The sequence below is a fragment of the Mycobacterium sp. genome (assembly GCF_035314665.1).
Lineage (GTDB): Bacteria > Actinomycetota > Actinomycetes > Mycobacteriales > Mycobacteriaceae > Mycobacterium.
This window is the reverse complement of record NZ_DATFZD010000090.1, coordinates 1-18,381: the sequence shown is the minus strand read 5'-3', so window position 1 is coordinate 18,381 and position 18,381 is coordinate 1. Positions and strand designations below refer to the sequence as shown.

The 18,381-nt window shown below is 64.8% G+C and carries 16 protein-coding genes and 5 pseudogenes; 9 read left to right on the top strand and 12 right to left on the bottom strand.

Going from position 1 to position 18,381, the window contains the following annotated elements; translation table 11 throughout:
* The first annotated feature begins 278 nt into the window (after positions 1 to 278).
* Positions 279 to 797 carry a hypothetical protein gene (locus tag VKI00_RS33725; protein ID WP_414687131.1) on the top strand — a complete coding sequence of 173 codons (519 nt, stop codon included), beginning with the start codon at positions 279 to 281 and terminating at the stop codon, positions 795 to 797.
* Between the two features lie 197 nt (positions 798 to 994).
* Here VKI00_RS33725 and VKI00_RS06775 read toward each other — a convergent pair whose 3' ends face one another.
* Positions 995 to 1,960: a hypothetical protein gene (locus tag VKI00_RS06775; protein WP_324436229.1), complete on the bottom strand. Its 966-nt coding sequence runs from the start codon at positions 1,958 to 1,960 to the stop codon at positions 995 to 997.
* Positions 1,961 to 2,428: 468 nt separating this feature from the next.
* Here VKI00_RS06775 and VKI00_RS06770 point away from each other — a divergent pair, with 468 nt between their 5' ends.
* From VKI00_RS06770 to VKI00_RS06745, 6 genes and pseudogenes are all read left to right on the top strand, one after another.
* Positions 2,429 to 2,743: a hypothetical protein gene (locus tag VKI00_RS06770; RefSeq protein WP_324436228.1), complete on the top strand. Its 315-nt coding sequence runs from the start codon at positions 2,429 to 2,431 to the stop codon at positions 2,741 to 2,743.
* Between the two features lie 364 nt (positions 2,744 to 3,107).
* Positions 3,108 to 3,359, top strand: a complete 252-nt coding sequence (locus VKI00_RS06765) for a hypothetical protein (protein ID WP_324436227.1) — start codon at positions 3,108 to 3,110, stop codon at positions 3,357 to 3,359.
* A gap of 216 nt (positions 3,360 to 3,575) precedes the next feature.
* Complete coding sequence (gene mgtA, locus VKI00_RS06760) at positions 3,576 to 6,245, top strand: magnesium-translocating P-type ATPase (protein ID WP_324436226.1); 2,670 nt, start codon at positions 3,576 to 3,578, stop codon at positions 6,243 to 6,245.
* Positions 6,244 to 6,525, top strand: a pseudogene (locus tag VKI00_RS06755) (GMC oxidoreductase); the annotation flags it as partial. The gene mgtA and the pseudogene VKI00_RS06755, both read left to right, overlap by 2 nt.
* Positions 6,522 to 7,265 carry a HEAT repeat domain-containing protein gene (locus VKI00_RS06750; RefSeq protein ID WP_324436225.1) on the top strand — a complete coding sequence of 248 codons (744 nt, stop codon included), beginning with the start codon at positions 6,522 to 6,524 and terminating at the stop codon, positions 7,263 to 7,265. The pseudogene VKI00_RS06755 and the gene VKI00_RS06750, both read left to right, overlap by 4 nt.
* Positions 7,225 to 7,968, top strand: a complete 744-nt coding sequence (locus VKI00_RS06745) for a hypothetical protein (protein WP_324436224.1) — start codon at positions 7,225 to 7,227, stop codon at positions 7,966 to 7,968. The genes VKI00_RS06750 and VKI00_RS06745 overlap by 41 nt, the downstream gene beginning before the upstream one ends.
* A 152-nt stretch (positions 7,969 to 8,120) precedes the next feature.
* Here VKI00_RS06745 and VKI00_RS06740 read toward each other — a convergent pair whose 3' ends face one another.
* The gene (locus VKI00_RS06740) at positions 8,121 to 9,029 is read right to left on the bottom strand and encodes an alpha/beta hydrolase (protein WP_324436223.1); all 909 of its coding nucleotides are present in this window, start codon (positions 9,027 to 9,029) and stop codon (positions 8,121 to 8,123) included.
* 246 nt (positions 9,030 to 9,275) lie between these two features.
* Here VKI00_RS06740 and VKI00_RS06735 point away from each other — a divergent pair, with 246 nt between their 5' ends.
* Complete coding sequence (locus VKI00_RS06735; protein WP_324436222.1) at positions 9,276 to 9,776, top strand: nitroreductase/quinone reductase family protein; 501 nt, start codon at positions 9,276 to 9,278, stop codon at positions 9,774 to 9,776.
* Positions 9,777 to 9,924: 148 nt separating this feature from the next.
* On the opposite strand, the pseudogene VKI00_RS06730 reads toward VKI00_RS06735, so the two are convergent.
* From VKI00_RS06730 to VKI00_RS06685, 10 genes and pseudogenes are all read right to left on the bottom strand, one after another.
* Positions 9,925 to 11,084: pseudogene (locus tag VKI00_RS06730) on the bottom strand (recombinase XerD).
* A 319-nt stretch (positions 11,085 to 11,403) separates the two neighbouring features.
* Complete coding sequence (locus VKI00_RS06725) at positions 11,404 to 11,754, bottom strand: helix-turn-helix transcriptional regulator (RefSeq protein ID WP_324436221.1); 351 nt, start codon at positions 11,752 to 11,754, stop codon at positions 11,404 to 11,406.
* Positions 11,751 to 11,933 (bottom strand): annotated as a pseudogene (locus VKI00_RS06720) (tyrosine-type recombinase/integrase); the annotation flags it as partial. The pseudogene VKI00_RS06720 and the gene VKI00_RS06725, both read right to left, overlap by 4 nt.
* A gap of 378 nt (positions 11,934 to 12,311) precedes the next feature.
* Positions 12,312 to 12,683: a hypothetical protein gene (locus tag VKI00_RS06715; protein WP_324436220.1), complete on the bottom strand. Its 372-nt coding sequence runs from the start codon at positions 12,681 to 12,683 to the stop codon at positions 12,312 to 12,314.
* A gap of 360 nt (positions 12,684 to 13,043) precedes the next feature.
* A complete protein-coding gene (locus VKI00_RS06710; RefSeq protein WP_324436219.1) occupies positions 13,044 to 13,646 on the bottom strand; it encodes a hypothetical protein in 603 nt (200 codons plus the stop codon).
* Positions 13,647 to 14,060: 414 nt separating this feature from the next.
* Complete coding sequence (locus VKI00_RS06705; protein ID WP_324436218.1) at positions 14,061 to 14,795, bottom strand: polysaccharide deacetylase family protein; 735 nt, start codon at positions 14,793 to 14,795, stop codon at positions 14,061 to 14,063.
* Between the two features lie 590 nt (positions 14,796 to 15,385).
* Positions 15,386 to 16,231: an alpha/beta fold hydrolase gene (locus tag VKI00_RS06700; protein WP_324436217.1), complete on the bottom strand. Its 846-nt coding sequence runs from the start codon at positions 16,229 to 16,231 to the stop codon at positions 15,386 to 15,388.
* 366 nt (positions 16,232 to 16,597) lie between these two features.
* Entirely contained in the window at positions 16,598 to 17,065 is a 468-nt protein-coding gene (locus tag VKI00_RS06695) for a hypothetical protein (RefSeq protein WP_324436216.1), read from the bottom strand.
* Positions 17,066 to 17,330: 265 nt separating this feature from the next.
* Positions 17,331 to 17,528: pseudogene (locus VKI00_RS06690) on the bottom strand (lipoprotein LpqH); the annotation flags it as partial.
* Positions 17,528 to 17,804: pseudogene (locus tag VKI00_RS06685) on the bottom strand (helix-turn-helix domain-containing protein); the annotation flags it as partial. The pseudogenes VKI00_RS06685 and VKI00_RS06690, both read right to left, overlap by 1 nt.
* An 88-nt stretch (positions 17,805 to 17,892) precedes the next feature.
* Between VKI00_RS06685 and VKI00_RS06680 the strand changes: the two are divergent.
* The gene (locus VKI00_RS06680) at positions 17,893 to 18,186 is read left to right on the top strand and encodes a hypothetical protein (RefSeq protein ID WP_324436215.1); all 294 of its coding nucleotides are present in this window, start codon (positions 17,893 to 17,895) and stop codon (positions 18,184 to 18,186) included.
* The last annotated feature ends 195 nt before the right edge of the window (positions 18,187 to 18,381 follow it).

Below are 18,381 nucleotides of genomic sequence, written 5' to 3'. Positions count from 1 at the left end.
TCCCGGGAGACCGGCGGGGGCAACGATCTTCCATAAGGACTCGAAGTCCTGGGTCACGGAGTGCTCACCCACCGGCCGCTACCGGTAGCGAGTCTGCCGGATGACCGACCCGCCAGTTCTCATTAGGGTCACGCACTGTTGTTTCGAGCACGCCCGTCAGAATTTCGGTTCCCTCAACCGATGCCCCCGGGCAGCCCCTCTGTAGGTTGCGGAATCGGTTGGAGGACAAGGGACGTGAAGATGCAGCCGGCAAAAGCACCCGACGTGATCATGAGCTGGTGATTGAGCGAGTGTATGCGATTGACGTGGCCAAGGCCGTCGGGAAAGGTCTGTGTGCGCTTGCCGCACCCGAGCCGGGCGGCCGGCGTAGCAGCGGGGTGTGGGACGTCGAGGCGACCACGGGTGCGGTGACCGAGTTGGCCGATCACCTGGTCGGTGTCGGGATCGAGAAGGTGACCGCCGAGTCCACCTCGGACTATCGGCGGATCTGGTTCTATCTGCTGGAGTCGGCGGGGCTGGCGGTGCAGCTGGTCAATGCCCGCGAGGTCAAGAATGTCCTGGGACGACCCAACACCGACAAGCTGGAGTCGTACGTCATGGTCTCAAACCTGGGCAGCAATTCCGCCGAGGTGCGGCCGGTCTGCGGGTCGCAGCACGAACTCGACCGCACATTGCCCTACCGCCGGCCGGCCCGCGTAGCCCTCCATCACGGTTCGCACGACCTGCGACAGCCGCAACTCAGGCTTGTCGGTCGCCTCGCTGAGGCCTCGCTGGGCCGGGCAGCGGTGAACTGCTGATCGGTGGCGCACAACTCCGCAATTCGCTGCTGCAGCCGAGATTCCCGCGTATCGGTAACCCCGCGTATTCGATTTCCGCATATTCGCTCTGGTTGCGGCGGTATCAGAGCGCTGCCGGCTGGAGAGCGCCGACTGGCACTAGCCACGGCAGCCGCCGAGTGCGGGAGGACCTCTTCTCGTCGTTGACGGCGCAGCGGTCAATTTGCGCGGGGATGCCCTAAGTCGGCAGGTGGGAGTTGGGCGCGGGCCTGGTCGATCTGCTCGAACGCGTATGCCGCCATGGCGGCGTTGGTCATGTTCGCCCCGGCGTCGGCGAAGTAGGCATACGTCTCGGCGCCGAGAACGCCTCGCAGATGAGCGATCGTGGTGGAGAATTCCGCGATGGACGCGCGCGCGAGCGGGCTGGCCGCGAATTCGCTGATAGTCGCGGCTGATTCGTAACGCCCGAGCCGATCGAGAAAGACGGCGAGAATCGCCAGCGGGGTGCGCATCATCTTGAAGCAGCCGGAGTCGAAGTAGTGGCGGAGCGACAGGGTCAGATAGTCGCAGGCGTCGGTGGGCTCGCCATCCCTGGCCACCAGCCTCGACAGCATGACCGCAATAGCGGATTCCATCTGGCGGTTGCCGCTGTCCTGTGCGATCTGCAGTCCGCGGCGAAGGGCGTCCAACGCGCCGGCGGGGTCGGCGTCGCGGTAGGCCCAGCCAAAGGCGAGGAGCGCTGAGCAAACCAAGTGCGGGTTGTCTGCAGCACCGGCGGTGGTGAGCAGGTCTTGTGCGGTCGCCATCGCCGCGTCAAATTCGCCGGCGCTGGTCAGCGCCAGAGCGAGGAATAGCCGAGTGGAGTAGTGCGTGCCCGGCCTTCGTGCGATCACGCTCCGGCACCATTCCATGGACCGCTCCAGCTGACCCATCGTGAGGTATCCGGTGCCAATCGAGTCTAACCAGTCGCGGATTTCGTCGAACCGCACACTGTCGATGGCCGCCCGTGCTGCCTCGATGTAGCGTGCGGTCTCCTTGACGCCTCCGGTCAAGTAGCGATGCACTGCCATGGTGTAGAGCTGGGCCAGCCGCCGGTGCCCGACGGCCTTTGCGGGTTCGATGAGTTCCTCGGCCCACGTGATGGACTCGTACTGTTCGACCCAGTAGCCGAGAAACGGCGCCACGATGGCGAAGTATCCGCCTTCTCGCCCAACGACATTGAAACACTCGGGCAGAGCTACCTGGGAAGCAGCAATGCCACGTGGCTGACTCTCACTACTCTGGTCTCGGAGAATCGGCTGCCGGCGAGCCAAACCATGCGGCGCACGCGATGGTGGCAGGAACCGGGAAACCTGCACGGCAAGATCGTCCACGTTGGCGAGCTAGATGGGTTCGCGGCCCTGGAGCACCCGTCAGGCTTGGAGGTGCTGCGCGCGCCGGCCGCGGGTCGCAGTCGCCGGTTTGCTTGTCCCACAGTGAAAGTCGCTCCGGTCCGCGAAGGCGGCCTATGTGCCGCGAATGATCGACCGCAGTTGACGATTTAGGATCACACGCCTTTAAGGGATACGCTCATGTCGACAAGGCCACGTTCCTTCCTAGCCTCTCACCACGACGACGCTTCCTCGCTGGTCGAACGAGCCAAGAGATTCTCTGTGCGCGTCCCCGTTGCGGCCCGAGTGTCGGTGCCTCCGGCTGACCAGCTCGCCTTCTATGGAGCGCTCGGCATATTGGCCGCGGTGAACGTGATCGATTGGCCGGTCGGCTTTGCAATCGGTGTTGGGGAAGCCGTCGTGGCCCTTCACGTCAATCACCGGCCGGTTGCCCAAACCGGAGAGACCGCCCCGTCGGCAAGCGAAGTCGGGCCCGTTGGCCGAGAACCGACTTCAGCCCAGGACGCTGAGGTGCCTGCACCCAAGACGGCTCCGCCGACAGCCGCCCGCAACGGGGTGGAATCCGCCATCGTCTGATACGGCCTTACGGCCGCCGGATGCCACGGCTGCGGTCATCCTCACCCCCTTCAGGGAACTCAACCGATGGCGAAGCGCCGCCATCGGCCCGCAGTGAACCATCTTGTCCATCGCAACAGTAATGACCGGGTACGAAACATCGAGGATAAGCCGGTGGCACCCCCCATCCGACTGAAATGAGAAGGGAGTTCCTGATGGGCGACACGGATCTAAGCTAAGCACTCAGTTTCAAGCGATCTGCGAGAAAGCGAAGATTGCGCAGGAGAAGATAGAGGATGCCAGCGCGAACCAACTCCGGACTGAGGTGGCCGGCACACACGGTAAGGCATCCAACGCTGCCGATTACCAGGTCAGGGCTGATACTGTGCAAGATCAAGCGTTCGCGCCCTGGCAAGAAATCCGCGACAGGTGGCGTAGCCATGTCGCCAAGGTGAAGAAGGACATCAAGCAGAAGAAGGTCGAGCTAAACGCGAGCGAGGCTGTGGAGAACGCCGGCACGGCGGAGTCGTACGCGAGGGGGGCAACCGAGTTCGCCCTAGACGGGATTGACGAAGCCGAGGACGCAGTGCTCAGTGCCCTGCAGGCGCGCGCCGCGGCCAACGCGCTCGTTTCCTGATCGGGTCTGCCGGGCGCAACGTGCCCACAGCTCCCAAGGTGAGGCGGGAGGTGCCCAGACGTTGTCGCGGCCGTCGATTGGGGCTGCGCACCGATGCGCATGTTGAACACGCGGCGAACAGTGAGTAGCGACATACCGTGACAGGACGGTGTCATCGACAATATCCGTCAAGTCGCAAACTATCGCCGCCAGACCATCACGGTGAAAGGTCCTGACATGTCGACAACATCCACGCCACCGGGCGGGGCGATCTCCGAGCCGCTGACCGCTGCGGCGGTGGCCGCTGCTCCGGTGGAGCAGGTGCTGGGCTGGCTGGACAGCTCCGCGGCCGGGTTGTCCAGTGCGCAGGTATCCGAACGCTTGGCACGCCACGGCCCGAACGTCATTCGGAGCCACCATGTCAGCGCCTGGGCGGTGCTTGGCCGCCAGTTCCAAAACGCTGTGCTGATATTGCTCGTTGTCACCGCGGTCGCGTCGTATTTTCTGGGCGACCGCACCGACGCGGTGATCATCGCGGTCATCCTGGCCGCCAGTGTGGGGCTGGGGTTTTTCAACGAGTACCGCGCCGAGAAGGCGGCGGCGGCGTTGCATTCCGAGGTCCACCACACCGCCGTCGTGCGGCGAGACGGGACATTCGTCGATGCCAACGTCACCAACCTGGTCCCCGGTGATGTGATCCGGCTCTCGCTTGGCGAAGCCGTACCTGCGGACGTGCGGTTGATCGAGACCACGGCGTTGGAATGCGATGAAAGCATCCTGTCGGGGGAGTCGACGGGGTCGGAGAAGTCCCCGGCACCGGTGCCGGCCGGTGTGGCGCTGACCGATATGAGCGACATCGCGTTCATGGGCACGATTGTGAGCGCCGGCGAGGGTCTGGCGGTGGTTTACGCCACCGGCAAAGACGCCCAGTTCGGCCGGATCGCCGCGGGGTTGGGGGAGCGGGCCCCCGAGACCGACTTTCAGGCGGGTCTGCGCCGGTTCTCCTATCTGCTGCTGCGCGTGGCGATCGCGCTGATCGTGCTGATCTTGGTCACCAACCTGATGCACCACCGGCCCCTGATCACGTCCGCTCTGTTCGCGCTATCCATCGCGGTGGGGATCACCCCACAACTGCTGCCCGCGGTGGTCAGCAGCAGCCTGGCGACCGGCTCGCGGCAGCTGGCCAAGGCCAAGGTGCTGGTCAAGCGCCTGGTGTGCATCGAAGACCTGGGCGACGTCGACATCCTGGTCACCGATAAGACCGGAACCCTGACCGAGGGCCGCATCAGCTTGGTCGACACCGTGACCCCGGCCGGGGCCCACAGTGATTCGGTGCTGCGGCTGGGGCTGCTGGCCTGCGACGTGGACCCGGCCACCGGCGGCGCGGCGACCAACCCGTTGGATGCCGCGCTGTGGCAGTACCCAGGTGCTCTGCAGCTCGTTGGCGATGAGGTCCACCGGGTCGCGCTGTTGCCGTTCGACCCTATTCGGCGGGCGACCTCGGTGTTGGTCGATGACCACGGCAAGCGGCTGCTGGTGGTCAAGGGTGCACCCGAGCAGGTGCTGGCCCGCTGCTCGGGTACACCACAGGACGCCCAGCAGACCCTGGCCGGGTTGTTCGCCGCCGGGCGGCGGGTGGTTGCCGTGGCCGCCAAGCCGGCGCCGGAGTTGACCACCATCACCGCCGCCGACGAATCCGAGTTGATGCTGGCCGGATTTTGCGTGTTCGCCGATGAGCCCAAACCGGCCGCCCGCCAATCGCTTGCCCAGCTGGCCGCGCTGAACATCGAGGTCAAGATCGCCACCGGAGACAATCCGCAGGTGGCCGAAAAAGTCTGCGCCGAACTGGGTTTGGTGTCCAAGGGAACGATCACCGGTGCGGAGATGGAGCATCTCGGCGATGAGGAATTCGGCGCGGCCGCGCAGAATCACACCATTTTTGCCCGCATTTCGCCCGAGCAGAAGCAGCGGCTGATCAAAGCACTGCGGGGCACCGGACGATCGGTGGGGTTCCTCGGCGACGGGGTCAACGATGCGCTGGCCCTGCACGCCGCGGACGTCGGCATCTCCGTCGACAGCGCCACCGATGTGGCCAAGGACGCCGCCGACGTCATCCTGCTGGAAAAAGACCTTGGCGTGCTGGCCACCGGGGTGGCCGAGGGCAGAAGGATTTTCGCCAACACCATGAAGTACGTGTTGATGGGCACGTCGAGCAACTTCGGCAATATGTTCAGCGCCGCCGCGGCCTCGGCGCTGTTGCCGTTCCTACCGATGCTGCCCAGCCAGATCCTGCTGAACAACCTGCTCTATGACACCTCCCAGCTGGCGATCCCCACCGACCGCGTCGACGAGGACCAGCTGCAAAAACCGTCGCACTGGAACGTCGCATTCATCCGCCGCTTCATGCTCACGTTCGGCCCGGTCAGCTCGCTATTCGACTTCCTGACGTTCGGGTTGATGCTCGGCGTGCTGCACGCCGGTGAGGTGGAGTTCCACACCGGCTGGTTCGTGGAATCCCTGTCCACCCAGACGTTGATCGTTTTCGCGATCCGCACCCGCAAAGTGCCGTTCCTGCGCAGCAGGCCCAGCGGCACGCTGACGGCGACCACCCTGTCGGTGGTGGCCATCGGCGTTATCCTCACCCTTGTGCCGCTGGGACGCACCCTTGGATTCACCGTCCTGCCGTGGCAGTTCTGGGTTGCGCTGGTGGTGTTCATCATCACCTACCTGCTGCTGGTGGAGGCAATGAAAAAGGTGTTCTACAGCGAGCCGATGCACGTGTTCGCCCATCCGGACCGCACCCGTGGCCACATACACAGAATCGAGCGCCGCGCTGCCCGCTTCACCGATGTTCGCCGATCCCGCGCTTATCGGCTCCACGCCGCTCCACAGCGTAGGGTGGCTTGACGCCGCCTCCACCTACTGGCACCAAACCTGCAGCGCCAAAATGGGCCAAGATCCCATGTCGGTGGTGGACAGCCAGCTGAGAGTCTATGGAATCGAACATCTTCGGATCGCTGACGGATCGATCATGCCCCGCGTGACGACCGGAAACACCATGGCACACTGCATCATCATCGGTGAACGTGCCGCAGAAATCCTGCCCAAGCACGCCTCGGCGCCTGCGCCGGCGCCGCTATACTCACCAGTATCCGCAGGTAAGCCTTTCAGCGAGGGGGACTTGTGAGCGCCGACAACGTGCCGAGTCCATCAACCGACGACGCCCTCTCCCACGCCGAGTCCAGCCAATCCCAAGCCGTTTCCCGCACCAGCGCCGCGATCAGCAACTATTTGCGAGCGGCAGTTCAGGTTGGCGACGACGCAGAGGAGAACTATCAGCGAGCCCTCGCGGACCTGCGTCGGTATCCGGAGGCCGCGACAGTGCAGTTGGCCGCCGCCTACGGCAGCGTTCACGCCCACGACTACCCGCTGCGCTGGGCGCTAGTATTTGCGGCCGGCGAGTTGAAGCATCAGTCCGCTCTCGCCTTTCTCAGTTACGTCGTTGAAACGCCGATACCGCCGGAGCCTAGGGAGCCGAGCCACGGATTCTCCATCGTTGGTGAGGAAACCATCCTGCGGACCACGGCCATCGAAGCCATCGGTCACCTGGCCTCCGAAGGAAGTGATGACGCCGTCGACACGCTTTTGCGCGCCCTGAAACAGCCCTCGATTTCAATCCGCCGAGCCGCCGTCCAAGCATTGCGCGAAACCAAACGATTCAGGAATCTCCGCGACCGGATCCGGGCCGAGTTACCTCCCGATCAGCATTTCCTGCTGACGCTTTCCACGCCTAGGGTGGATCGCGTTCCACAGGTACCCGACCCTCGGCGATTTCTCAGCGAGCAAGCGCGTTCCATCGAAACCGAACCCGCTCCGACATTGCCCGGTGGCGTTCCCAACACGAGGAAGCCGCCGCGCAGAAGATAACCCAATCCGGAGGGATCCGCTTGTGGCTAACTGTACGGTCCCCGCGCACGACAACAACAGCAGCGGAGACAGCCTGTATGGGTCGCGGGCCTGCTGGCAGGCATTTGTCGACTGGTGCTGGAATACGCACAGCTTCAATTACGACTCGTGGCACAACGGTTTTGGTTATGACGACTGCTGCAACAGCGATCTCCCATTGTCTCGCACCTTCGCTGCGTTCTGGCTGCTGAACTACTCGGCTGACGACTACAACAACGACGATTACTCCAACAACATGCTGCACTGGGGACGCCACTATGTCCGTGACCAGATGCACGACGTAACCGCCCGATGCGGCGATGGCACTGCCAACGCCACCACCTTCACAGGTGGCTCGAACTCGCGCGTCGAACTGTATCTTCCGTTCTTTTACCAGCGCGACGTCGTGGGGCGCGCGGCGACGCTGGTGCACGAGTCGCGCCACTTCGGCGGCAAGAGCCATGATGCCAATTTCCCCTCGTGGTCGGCCTTTCCCGTCGGCAAGAGCGGAGCCGACTCCAGTTGGGATTATCAGGGTGCCTGGATGTTCGACGTGCTTTACCTCTGGTGGTTCTATGCAGCCGGTGCGCGCACCACGACTGCGTTACAGCAATCGGCCAAACAGCGAGGAAATTTTCTGCTAGACAACGCTTTCGCCAGTCACCCCGGCTTCACGATAACGTAAACCACTGCGCGGTGCTGATTATCGGTGGGCCACAGCCGTTGGGGGACAGCGGAGTTGACCTCTACCGGTAACCCCGCGTATTCGTTTTCCGCGTATTCGTCGGATCCCGAACGGTACCACCTCGCCTGCCAAGGCGACTATGGTGACGCGCCTCAGTTGACTTGGTCGGTAGTGGCGGCCGACTCTGGAGAAAGTACGTTTCGTTCGATCACCCTGGCGATGGTCCATGGTTGCTCCATGGGCCCGAAATGTCCGAGCCCGTCCACGGATATCGTCCGGGACCCCGTGAGGCGCGCGACGCTGCCGATCGCCTCCTGCTGTACTGGCGGGGTCAACGTCCCGAAAACTTGTGTCAGCGGGCAGCTCAGTGCCGCGATTCTCGCGACAGCGTCATGGGTAAACGTCATCGCGACGATCCGTGCTTCGACGTCCGGTCGGCATTTCAATTCGACGCCGCCACCACCTTGACACGGGGCAAAACCGTAGTCCACGTACGCCGCGAGGGCACCTGCTTGAAAACTCGACATCGGTGGTTTACGGGCATAGGTGGCCAGCGCCGCTTCACCGGAAGCGAACCGGGAACGCCGTCGCTTCGTCGCCTCGATCATCGCGTTTTGGTAGGCCAGTTGGCTGTCAGACGGCAATGAACTCGGCCTCAGGCCCGGCTCGTACAGGAAGAGTTCCGCGAAGGTTCCGGGCCGTGCGAGCTCCGCGAGCACCAGCGCCGCGCCACCCAGCGAATGACCGACACCGATAATGTTTCGTTCGCCGATCGCATCGGCAATAGCAAGAGCGTCCCTGCCGAAACCCTCAAAGTGCATGTCATCGGTGGCCTCGACCGCCGATTCACCATGCCCGCGGAAATCGAGTGCCCAACAATGGAACTGGCCCACAAGATGCTGGGCGATAACGCTCCAAGTCCAGCCATGCATGCCGGTAGCGTGAGCGAAGAGCAGTGGCGGACCCTCGCCGCCAAAATCGTGCAGCGCGACGGAGTGCCCGTCGGGGCCGGGAACCTGCACCGGCTGCGGACCATCGAGGTCAGACGCGGGGGAAGGCATAGGTATTGGGGGAGACTATTGCTTTACAGGGCTTCGCGGGAGGGGATCGCCGGAAGTCACAGCATGCCCGGGCGGGGGCCGGAGACTTGCTCCTGCGACAACAGCAGCAGGATGCGGCATCACGCCCCCATGTTGCGCAGCCTCTGCGACAATTCGAGTGGCCGGCCACTCATGCCGAGATGATCGATTGCTCGTAGCCTTCGAGGCACGGTGCGGCGAATCTGGTGAGCGACAGGAGTCACGTCCATGCCTTTGCATTACGTTGATCCTCACAAGAAGCGCGGCCCCCTGTACAAGGTCTTCGTCCGCCTCGGGCGCTCCCGTCCGGGACAGGCTTGGGCCCGCCATATCGCTCCTCGCATCGACCCGCCGTTGTACCGGGCAACCGGCGGCCGCTATCCCTCGGTGTTGGGCACAGTCGCCACAGCCCCGCTCATGACCACGGGCGCCAAGTCGGGTCAGCCCCGGGAAGTGCAGCTCACCTACTTCCACGATGGGCGCGACGTGATCTTGCTGGCCTCGAACTATGGGGGAGCCAAGCACCCACAGTGGTATTACAACCTGATCGCCCACCCCGAATGCCAGTTCGGCGGCGAGAACTTCGCAGCCACCCAGGTCACCGATCCTGACGAGTACGCACGCCTGTATACACTCGCCAAGCAGGTTTATGCCGGCTACGGCGACTATCACGCCAAGACGGCGCCGATCGGACGCAAGATCCCTATGTTCCGGCTCGAGCCGCGCTAGCGCCGGCCCCCCGATACAGGTGTGCCATGTCAAGACCGCTCCTTGGCGACGGCTGCTGCGCATCAGGTACCCTACACCGTCCGGACTAGGGGGAAACGTCTTCACCGAAACAGATTGTTGCACAACATGACCTAGTGGTTTGCACGCACTACGTCGCGTATTTTGACCACGGTTGTGCGGCGACTTCGGCGTGCCGATGGGCGACTTGGTAGCTTAGCCGAGGAGTTCAGCGACAAGGGGTGGGGGGACTTCGGCGGCGAGGTTCTGGATCGCGGAGTTGCGGGCGCCCAGGAGATTGATCCCGAGTTTGCGTAGGCGGTGCATGATCGATTGGGGGTCGAGGTGCTTGCCGGCGTGGGAGCCGGGAAACAGCCAGGGCGTGTCGAGGGTTCCTCCGGTGGTTCGGAGGTTGGGCCGGTTGGTCAGGTGGTCTCTGAGCATTCCGGCGAAGGGTTCAGGTACTGGGGCGGGTTCCTTGCCGAGAGAGACGCGAAGTTCGTGCGGCGTCAACACGATTGCCGTGGTGGGTAGCGCGGCGACTCTGACCAGCGGTTGGGCGTAGAGCAGAAGCAGGCTGCCGGCCACCCGGTAGGGCAGTGACTCGGCGTTCCCGGTGAGTAGCTCTTTGAGCCACGCCAGCCGGTGCTCCTGGGTCAGCGTGCGGGTGGTTTTGGCCTGGCGGTGACCGACCTCCACCTTCTTGTTGATTTTGCTCTTCTTGGCCCAGACGAAGAAGGTGCGGATCAAGTAGCGGGTGGTGGGTCCCGGAGCGAGGTATTCGTTGACGTCTTGCTGGTTGCAGGTCGCGGCGGTGCGGTGGTGGGCGTCATGCAGCCAGGTCAGGAATTTGATGGTCTCGGTGATTTCCTGTTTCGCCGAGCGCACCGGGCCGTCGGATGTCTGGCCAGGCAGCGCGTTTCGTCGGAGTCGGTTTAGATGGTGCCACGTGGCGAACTGTTCAGCGGGGGCCCGGACGGCTCGAGCGGGTATCGCCTCGAGTTTGGCGGCCAGCCAGGATTCGAATCGGGCGAGGTGTTCATCACGCGGGGGGAGCAGACCATGGTGTTCGAGCATGCTACGCAGATGCGCGATGTGCTTGCCGCGGCCAAGACTGTCGAGACCGTCGTGGCTCAACGGGATCTGTCCGGAGGCAAGTCCGGCAAGCAGGGCCTGAACCTGGGGTGAGCGTTTCCAGGTGTAGATGCTTTCGGGCCGGTCGACGCCGCAGAGGATCTCCACGATAGTGCTTATCGTGGCCGGATCGACCGCGCGGTCAACCATGAGGGCGGTGAGGTCGTCGCGGATCACACAGCGCGCGCATTGGCCCTTGCGGAAGATTTCGCCTTCTGTCCCGCAGGTGGTGCAGGTGTAGTTGCCGGGAATTCCGGCGCAGCCCAGGCATACCGGGCGGGGGTCGGTGCGGTTGCCGCGCCCGGGCAGCAAGCCGTCGTGGCCGCAGCGAGGGCAGATCCCGCGCGTGCGCATCGCGGTGTAGAAGCAGCTGTTGCGGAGCTGGTCGCCGGGCCAGTACACCCGCAGCCGATTGGCCATGCGGTGGCAGCGGCTGCACTCGAAGTCGCCGGTGGTGACTGTCGGCCGGCCCTGGGTGGTCGATCGGCGTTTGGGTTCAATCGTCATCGCGTACCACCCGGGCCCGGGCGGGGCGCACCGATTTGTTGAGTTCGACGACGTTGGGCGCAATGGTGGCCTTGGTAGCCGATGCGGTTTTCTTGCGGCGCGCGTCGGTGGCGGTGACGGTGACCAGGTCTTCGACGCCGCAGTTGAAGATGTCGCACAGTGCGGCCATCAATTTCAGTGAGATCTGTTCGGGCCGTTGGTGAACGACCCGGTAGACCTGAGGGCGGGACAGCACGATACCGCGTTCGGCCAGCCGGGGGATGAGCTCGGTGCTGTTGTGCATGCCGTGAGCGGCCATCAGTTCGGCGACCCGCCAGGTGTAGTCGACTTGCCGTTTCATGAGGTCTGCTCGTCACCAAAGGACAGCGCCTCTGCGATGGTCGCATCGAGCACGCGGCGCAGGGTGCGCACACGGTAGTCGCTGGACACGCAGGTATACAACGACGTGGTGCTGGCGTGCTCGTGGCCCATCTGGTGCTGGACAAACAGGGGATCCCAGCCCGATTCGATGAGATGGGTGGGCTAGTGCCGCGTTACCCTGCCATGGCTGTGGTCGGGACCGTCAAGCTCCTGGTGATGGTTGCCGGGCAGCTGTTGTTGGCCCACTGCGGGGTGCCTTGGGCATGAGTGGTAAAGCGGAAACGCCCGAATTGGGCCCTTGTGCATGGTTGCGGCGCCAAGACGGGCCAACCCGATCGCTGCGGTCAACAACACTGTCATGGCGACCCAGGGCGCAACCACGAAATCAGCCGAGATCGCCGACGGGCAGCAGCGAACGTCTGCACCGCACGTCGCCTCGCGGCCGGGATTCACACCGCCGGTGCACCCGTGATCAGGGCTTGTCTTAGTCGGCGGTGCAACCCGACGAGGTGGTGGAGCTCTTGTGCCAATCACCGGCTACAGCAGCGCGACCGGCGCGGTCATGGCCAGCACGACCAGCATCAGCATCAGCAGGAACCAGCCCGCTCCCTGCCAGATCCACCAGCGACCCCGGGCCCGCCACACCCGATACGTGCGGACGAATGCGCCGATACCACCGAGGAACAGAATCAACGGGGCACCGATCGCCAAGGTATTTCGTTGCACGCGATTGCAATGGGCCAGTGGGTCGGCGCCGCTGCCGGACTTGCAGCCGCTGACCCACCACAGTGCAAGGCCTAGCACCAGCAGGGCAACGACGATAACCACCGCGTCGAATCGTACGGCGTCGGCGAACGTGCGCCTTGCCTGCGGGCTATCAGAGCCGGACGCCGTGGTGGGGCTGTTCATGGTTGTGCGCTGGCCCAAGCGGGGGTGTCGGTCATCGATGTCGGCGTTGGCGGCTTGTCGCGCGCAGCGCCTGCAACAGCACGTCGTGTCACGGCTCCCACGCAACGGCCGCCGATTGGGCAACCACACAAGGGCACATACCGGCGCCACTCGCAGACCGCGCAATCGAAGTCGGCGGTGCGGCCCTTCGCCCAGGTGGGGCTGAGTGCCTTGCCGTGGTCGTTGCCGCAGGCGCTAGACATGGCCACGCTGACATCCCCCGCCGGGTCCACGGGTAAACCTGACGTGCTCCCCGGCATGAATGCCGGGATACCCGGGCACGTTGTGCCGCTTTTGGCGCAGGCTCGTCGGCTCATGGGTTCACGGCTGGTTGCTGGTGTGCCCGCCGCCGTGGTCGACGAGCACGTCAAGGTCATGTTGCCAGCCGGTGCTGCGGACACGGTCAACGACGAGCCGGGTGAGGCCGAACAGGGCGGCTGCGGCGGCCACCGCGGCCAACCAGATGCCCAATGCTGCTAGCACAGCCTGCACAACCGCTAACGTGGCCGGTGTCGGCGCGTCAACCTGATCACCAAAGTCGTCCACCCAGATACCAACACCGTCACCAACTTTGATTGTCGATTGTGCACTGACCGGGCCGGTGTGCTCCCTCCCGCCGGCCAGCCACCGGGCGCGCACGGTGCTCGGCTTCGTGGCCGGGTCGGGTCCGGCGGTGGGGTCGGTGGTGTCGGTCACCGTCGCGGTGACCGCGTGCCGGGTCTGGGCCTGCTCGGCGTAGAGGTGGCTGCGGGAGTCATGAACAGCGGTGCCGACGGCCCCGGCGACCGGGGCGGCCAGCAGCCACACCACGACGGCCAGCCCCAAAACCGCCGCCTCGACCCGATCACTGATGCGCACCAGGGGATTACGGCCGAACATCCGCACAATCGGCCACCGGGGCAAACCCAGGGTGAACGTGTCCATCGCGACTTCTCCAGCCAGCGAGCCGAGGTTGACCTGCTGATCATCACCGCGGCGGGCTGGCGACCCCTAGGGTCGGATGGCCTTCACACCAAGGGCGGTGGTCATCGAAAATCCGTCACCCATCCGGCGGAGTCGCCAGGCTCGGGCGAATCGAGGCGGTAACCGTTGTGACAGTCAGCATGTGCCGCGGCCCGCGTTTCGGCGCAGTCCAACTCACCGACCGTCCCACGGACAGCGTCCCGCTACCCGATCCGCACGTGGCGATCTCGTCGGGTTCACCCTGGTACGCGGGTACCGCTCGTTCCTGCGGTAGGACGAAACGAGCGGACTCAACAACGGGATGGCAAGCCGAGCGCTGACGGGCGCGGCCATCGCGGGCGTTGACGGCCCCGGGTCGCTTCGAAAGTAGGGCTGCTAGGCGAAGACGTCGTTGAGGGTCACGGGTTGCAGGTTGCGGCTTTGGATGATGTCGATCAACTGCGGGTAGCAGTGGGTGATGGTGGGCAGGTTCGCGTGGGCAATCACGATCTGTTGCGGCTGAAATGACTTCGCGGCGTTGGCGACGAGGCTCGTTTCGTTCTCAGGCCGCGAGTCACCGATGTCGCCGCTCCACATCGTGATCGTGGTGTAGCCAAGGTCGGCGGCCACCCGGTCGATGTCTGCGTTATGAACGCCGTAGGGCGGACGGAAAAACGGGGTGCCGTTCACACCGTACGTGTTGGTCAGGAAATCGGCGTTGCGGCGGATCTGATCGGCCACCGCGCTCAGCCCAATGCGGTTGAGGTACGGGTGCGACCAGGTGTGATTGCCCATCTGAACCTGCCCGGAATCCACCATCGGCCGCAGCGCGGGCGCGTTGACCGACCATGAACTGTTGACGCCGTTGACGAAGAAGGTCAGCCGGATGCCGGTGTCGTGGCAGAACTGGGCGAACGCGCCCACCACCGGAACGCTGGTGCCGTCATCGACAGTGAGCGCCATCTGATTGCCGTCGCCGGGCAGCCGGGTGAGCACACCGGCCGGTGCGGGCACCCGGCCCATGGGGATTTTCCATCGGACCGCGGCGGCGCCGGCCGTCGCGGCCCGGGCAGCCGCCAACACGGTGACTGCTATGGCGCACAGCATGGTGCGCCGATCCATGTATTGCATGGGTTAATGGTACTCAGCGGTGGGACGGAGGGAAGAGTTTCCTTCGTTGTGTGCCTTGAACTTTCAGGTGCCGAGGGACGCAACCGGCCCACCTGGGTCGGCGTTCGATCAACCTCGAAGACGCGGGTGCGACCTAAGTCCCTTCTTCTCCCATCGTTGCCCGGCGGCCCGCGCTTTGGGCTCTAAGTCTGAGCCGTACGCATTCAGGTTCCGCCTCCCCCGGCATCCCCCAATAGGGTCGTTTGACCCAAGTGTGCGCGCCTCAGTGCCCCATTCGGGTACCGGGATGGGGGGCAGCGCGGCCCAGCCGACAGGACGTACCGAGTCAGCGCCCGTCAACTCAGGTCGAGCATGTGGGCAAGCCTCCGGAGCGTGTGAGCCGCGTCCCGACCGTCAGGCACCCCGGCGAACGTCTGGGCCAGACTCCGCCGAGCTGCGGCCACCTCACGCGATGCGGGGGTCCAGGGCTGAGTTCGTCGAGCAGGGCTGCGTGCGAATTCTCGGTGCCGGACATGACTCCTCGCACGGGTCGTCGGGGTGACCTGCTGCGGCCAGACCCTCTGCCGTGGCCTGTTCGAGCTGGCAGCGGTTCAGGTTGTCGCGATGAAGTCACGAACCAGGTCGGCGAAGCGGTCCGGTTCATCGAGGTGCGGGAAATGGCCGGCTCCCTCGAACAGCTCGACGCGACACCCCGGGATCGACCCCCGCGCCCTGATCGCGTGCCACGGCGGGATCATCCGGTCCCGGGAGCCCCAGATGATGAGTGTCGGGATCGGCGCGGCGTCGGGCAGGTAGTCGTGGGCACTCACAGTCTGACCCCCGGGGTCGATGACGGCGCGGGTCGTGGCCAAGAAGGCGCGCCGGCTCGCCGCATCCCCGAGCGAGGAGAAGCCCTGCCAGATCGTGGTGATGTCCGAGCTGGGCCTCCAGCCCGCCCTAGACAGGGCCCGCCCAGCGGCCTCGGCGCGCGCACGCACCCACCCCGACGCGAGCAACGGCAGGACCCATTCGGCCCCGGGCAGCGTGGCGGATCGCAGGAGCGGGTTGACCTCCCGGCCCAGCCCGCCACTCGCGACAAGCACCAGCCGTTCGACGCGCTCCGGGAACAGGTAGTAGAACTCCATCGCGATTCCCCCGCCGAGGGAGTGCCCGACGAGGGTGACCCGCTCGATGCCGAGGCGGTCCAGCAGGTCGCGCAGCGTTGCCGCGTGCGCGCCGAGTGAATAGTCTCCCACCGGCTTGTCCGACTCGCCGTGTCCGAAGAGGTCCGGCACGATCACCCGGTGATCGTCATGCAGGCGGTCGATGAGATGGGTCCATTGGCGTTGCGAACCGAGAATCCCGTGGATGAAGAGCACCACCGAGCCCGTGCCGCTGTCCAGGTAGGAGAGCTCGTGGCCGTGGATGGTCACGGTTCGGCGCGTCGGCGTCCTCATGACATCTCCCTCGCAGGCCAATCGATCTGGGCGGTACGCATTCAGGTTCCGCGTCCCCCTCATCCCCCAGTAGGGTCGTTTGACCCAGGTGTGCGCGCCTGAACGCCCCATTCGGGTTACCAGAATTGGGTGGCGGCCGCCCAGCCGACAGGACGTACCCGGTCAGGGCCGGCGTCACGGGAGATATCGCAAAATGTGGGCACGCGGTCACGGGGCGGTGATCCGGTCGGCCGACCGGTGACCGATCCGGTACGACCGGCACCCGCGGCCCAGTGGCAGCACAGTGTCGAAATCGTCGGATATGACCATTCCAGAGATTCACGCCTCGGCAAGATCAACCGCGCCGCGGTCCTAGCGATGAGTTGTTTAGCGCGGCGGCTTGCAAATGCCCGGCATCCATTGCCAGAGGTCGTGAATCGCCGGTGCCAATGGGCAGTCGCCGTCTGGTGGCATGAGGGCCCCGGGACCATACCCAACGCGGAACGGAACCCACGTCCCACCCTGCCCCGACTCGCGGAACATCATGTAGCTATTTGCGTCCTGCAACATGACCCCGGCGTCGAACGTCTTGGGACCGGACAGGGCCGCCGCCGCCCAATACGTGTCGCTATTTGGGTCATAGGCGTAGTAGGTCTTGCCGGGGTCCAAACCCGTGTACTCCGAGGCTGGGTGGCCGGTGAGCGTGGCTCCTCTCTGCAGCAGCTGGCCGCGAACGTCATCGGTCACCGGCAGGTTCACCGGAGGGGCGTCGGCGTGCGCGGACGCCGCCACACCGATCATTGCCGCGGCGGTTGCCATCCACACCGCCGCAATCGTGATCTTGATCATTGTCATTGGCTTGTTCCTTTTCGTTCGCTGCGGGTTGCCGCGGTCATGGGGCAAGTGGATACCGCCCGCGCTGCTACCGATCCCAACCAGGGCAAACCCACACAGGCTCACCGGAAACGCCGCCTCCACCACCCCCGCTCGGGTGGATCAGATGCCTGCGGTTCGCAAGGCCAATCCAAAATTTTCGAGGATGACCACTGACCCCCAGTACATAGCGGCAACGCATTTCCGCAGGTCGCCGCGATTCTGGGCGCCGCCGTCGTAACCTCTGCTACGGGCAGGTGGCGTCGATATCGAAGGGCTTGCTCACCGGCTGCATCGGGTTCGACGGGTCGATACCCGTCGCGGTGCCGATGATCTTGTAGGACTTTCCGTTCTTGGTGACCTGGGCGGTGCCGCCCCCCATCGGGTTGCCGTTCTGGTAGACGAGCGTCACACCGTTGAACTTGCCCAGCGACACCTGTTGGACGCCTCGTTGGCGGCGAGCTTAGCCACCTTCGGGCGGCGCCCACGCCGTTCAGCATGCCACTGCGCGGTCGTGGCCCGATACCCGCTACGGGTCGCAGCGTTACGGCGCAACTCGCGTGAAATCGTCGACGGGTGCACGGCTAATCCGCCGCGCGATCTCCCGTACGCCACACCCTTGGGCGCGCAGGATCGCGATCTCCTCCCGCTCCGCAAACGACAGGTACCGCCCCGACAAGAGTTCTTGAGTGACCGACCGCATGCCGCCACCCTCACGGAATTGTGCTGGAAGGGATCGCGGCATCGGTCGGCAGCGTCGGCGACGCTTAAGACAATGCCGGATACAAACCGTCGTCGACCAGGCCGGCGTGCCGTTCGCGTTCGACCTGGGACACCGACAAGGCAACGGCAACGGCGACGGCGTCGGCTGCAGCGACCTCGGGGACGGCCGCCACCTCGTCGGGTTGCTCGCCCAACAGCAGGACGGCCAATGGGCCGTGCGCCGCACCGAGATCGACCTCGACGGCACCACCGCGACCATCGGCCGATCCGACACCGTGACAGCGAACTCGGCGCAAGACCCCGCGGTCACGTCTGCCCACACCATCAGCTGCGGCGAGATCACCATCGACAAGGACGGAGTCTCGCAACCGCAGGGTTAGCGCCGCCCTAAAGTCGACGCGTCGCGCAGAGCCTGTTCGCCGCCGGGGGCACGCGGTGGGCACGGGGTGGCGAACCGATCGACCGATAGGCCGCTGACCCGGCCAGCCGACCCGACGCCGACCCGACGATTAGGCCCGTGACCTGCGGTTCAGAAGTCCCAGTCCGCGTCCTCGGTGATGACGGCCTTCCCGATC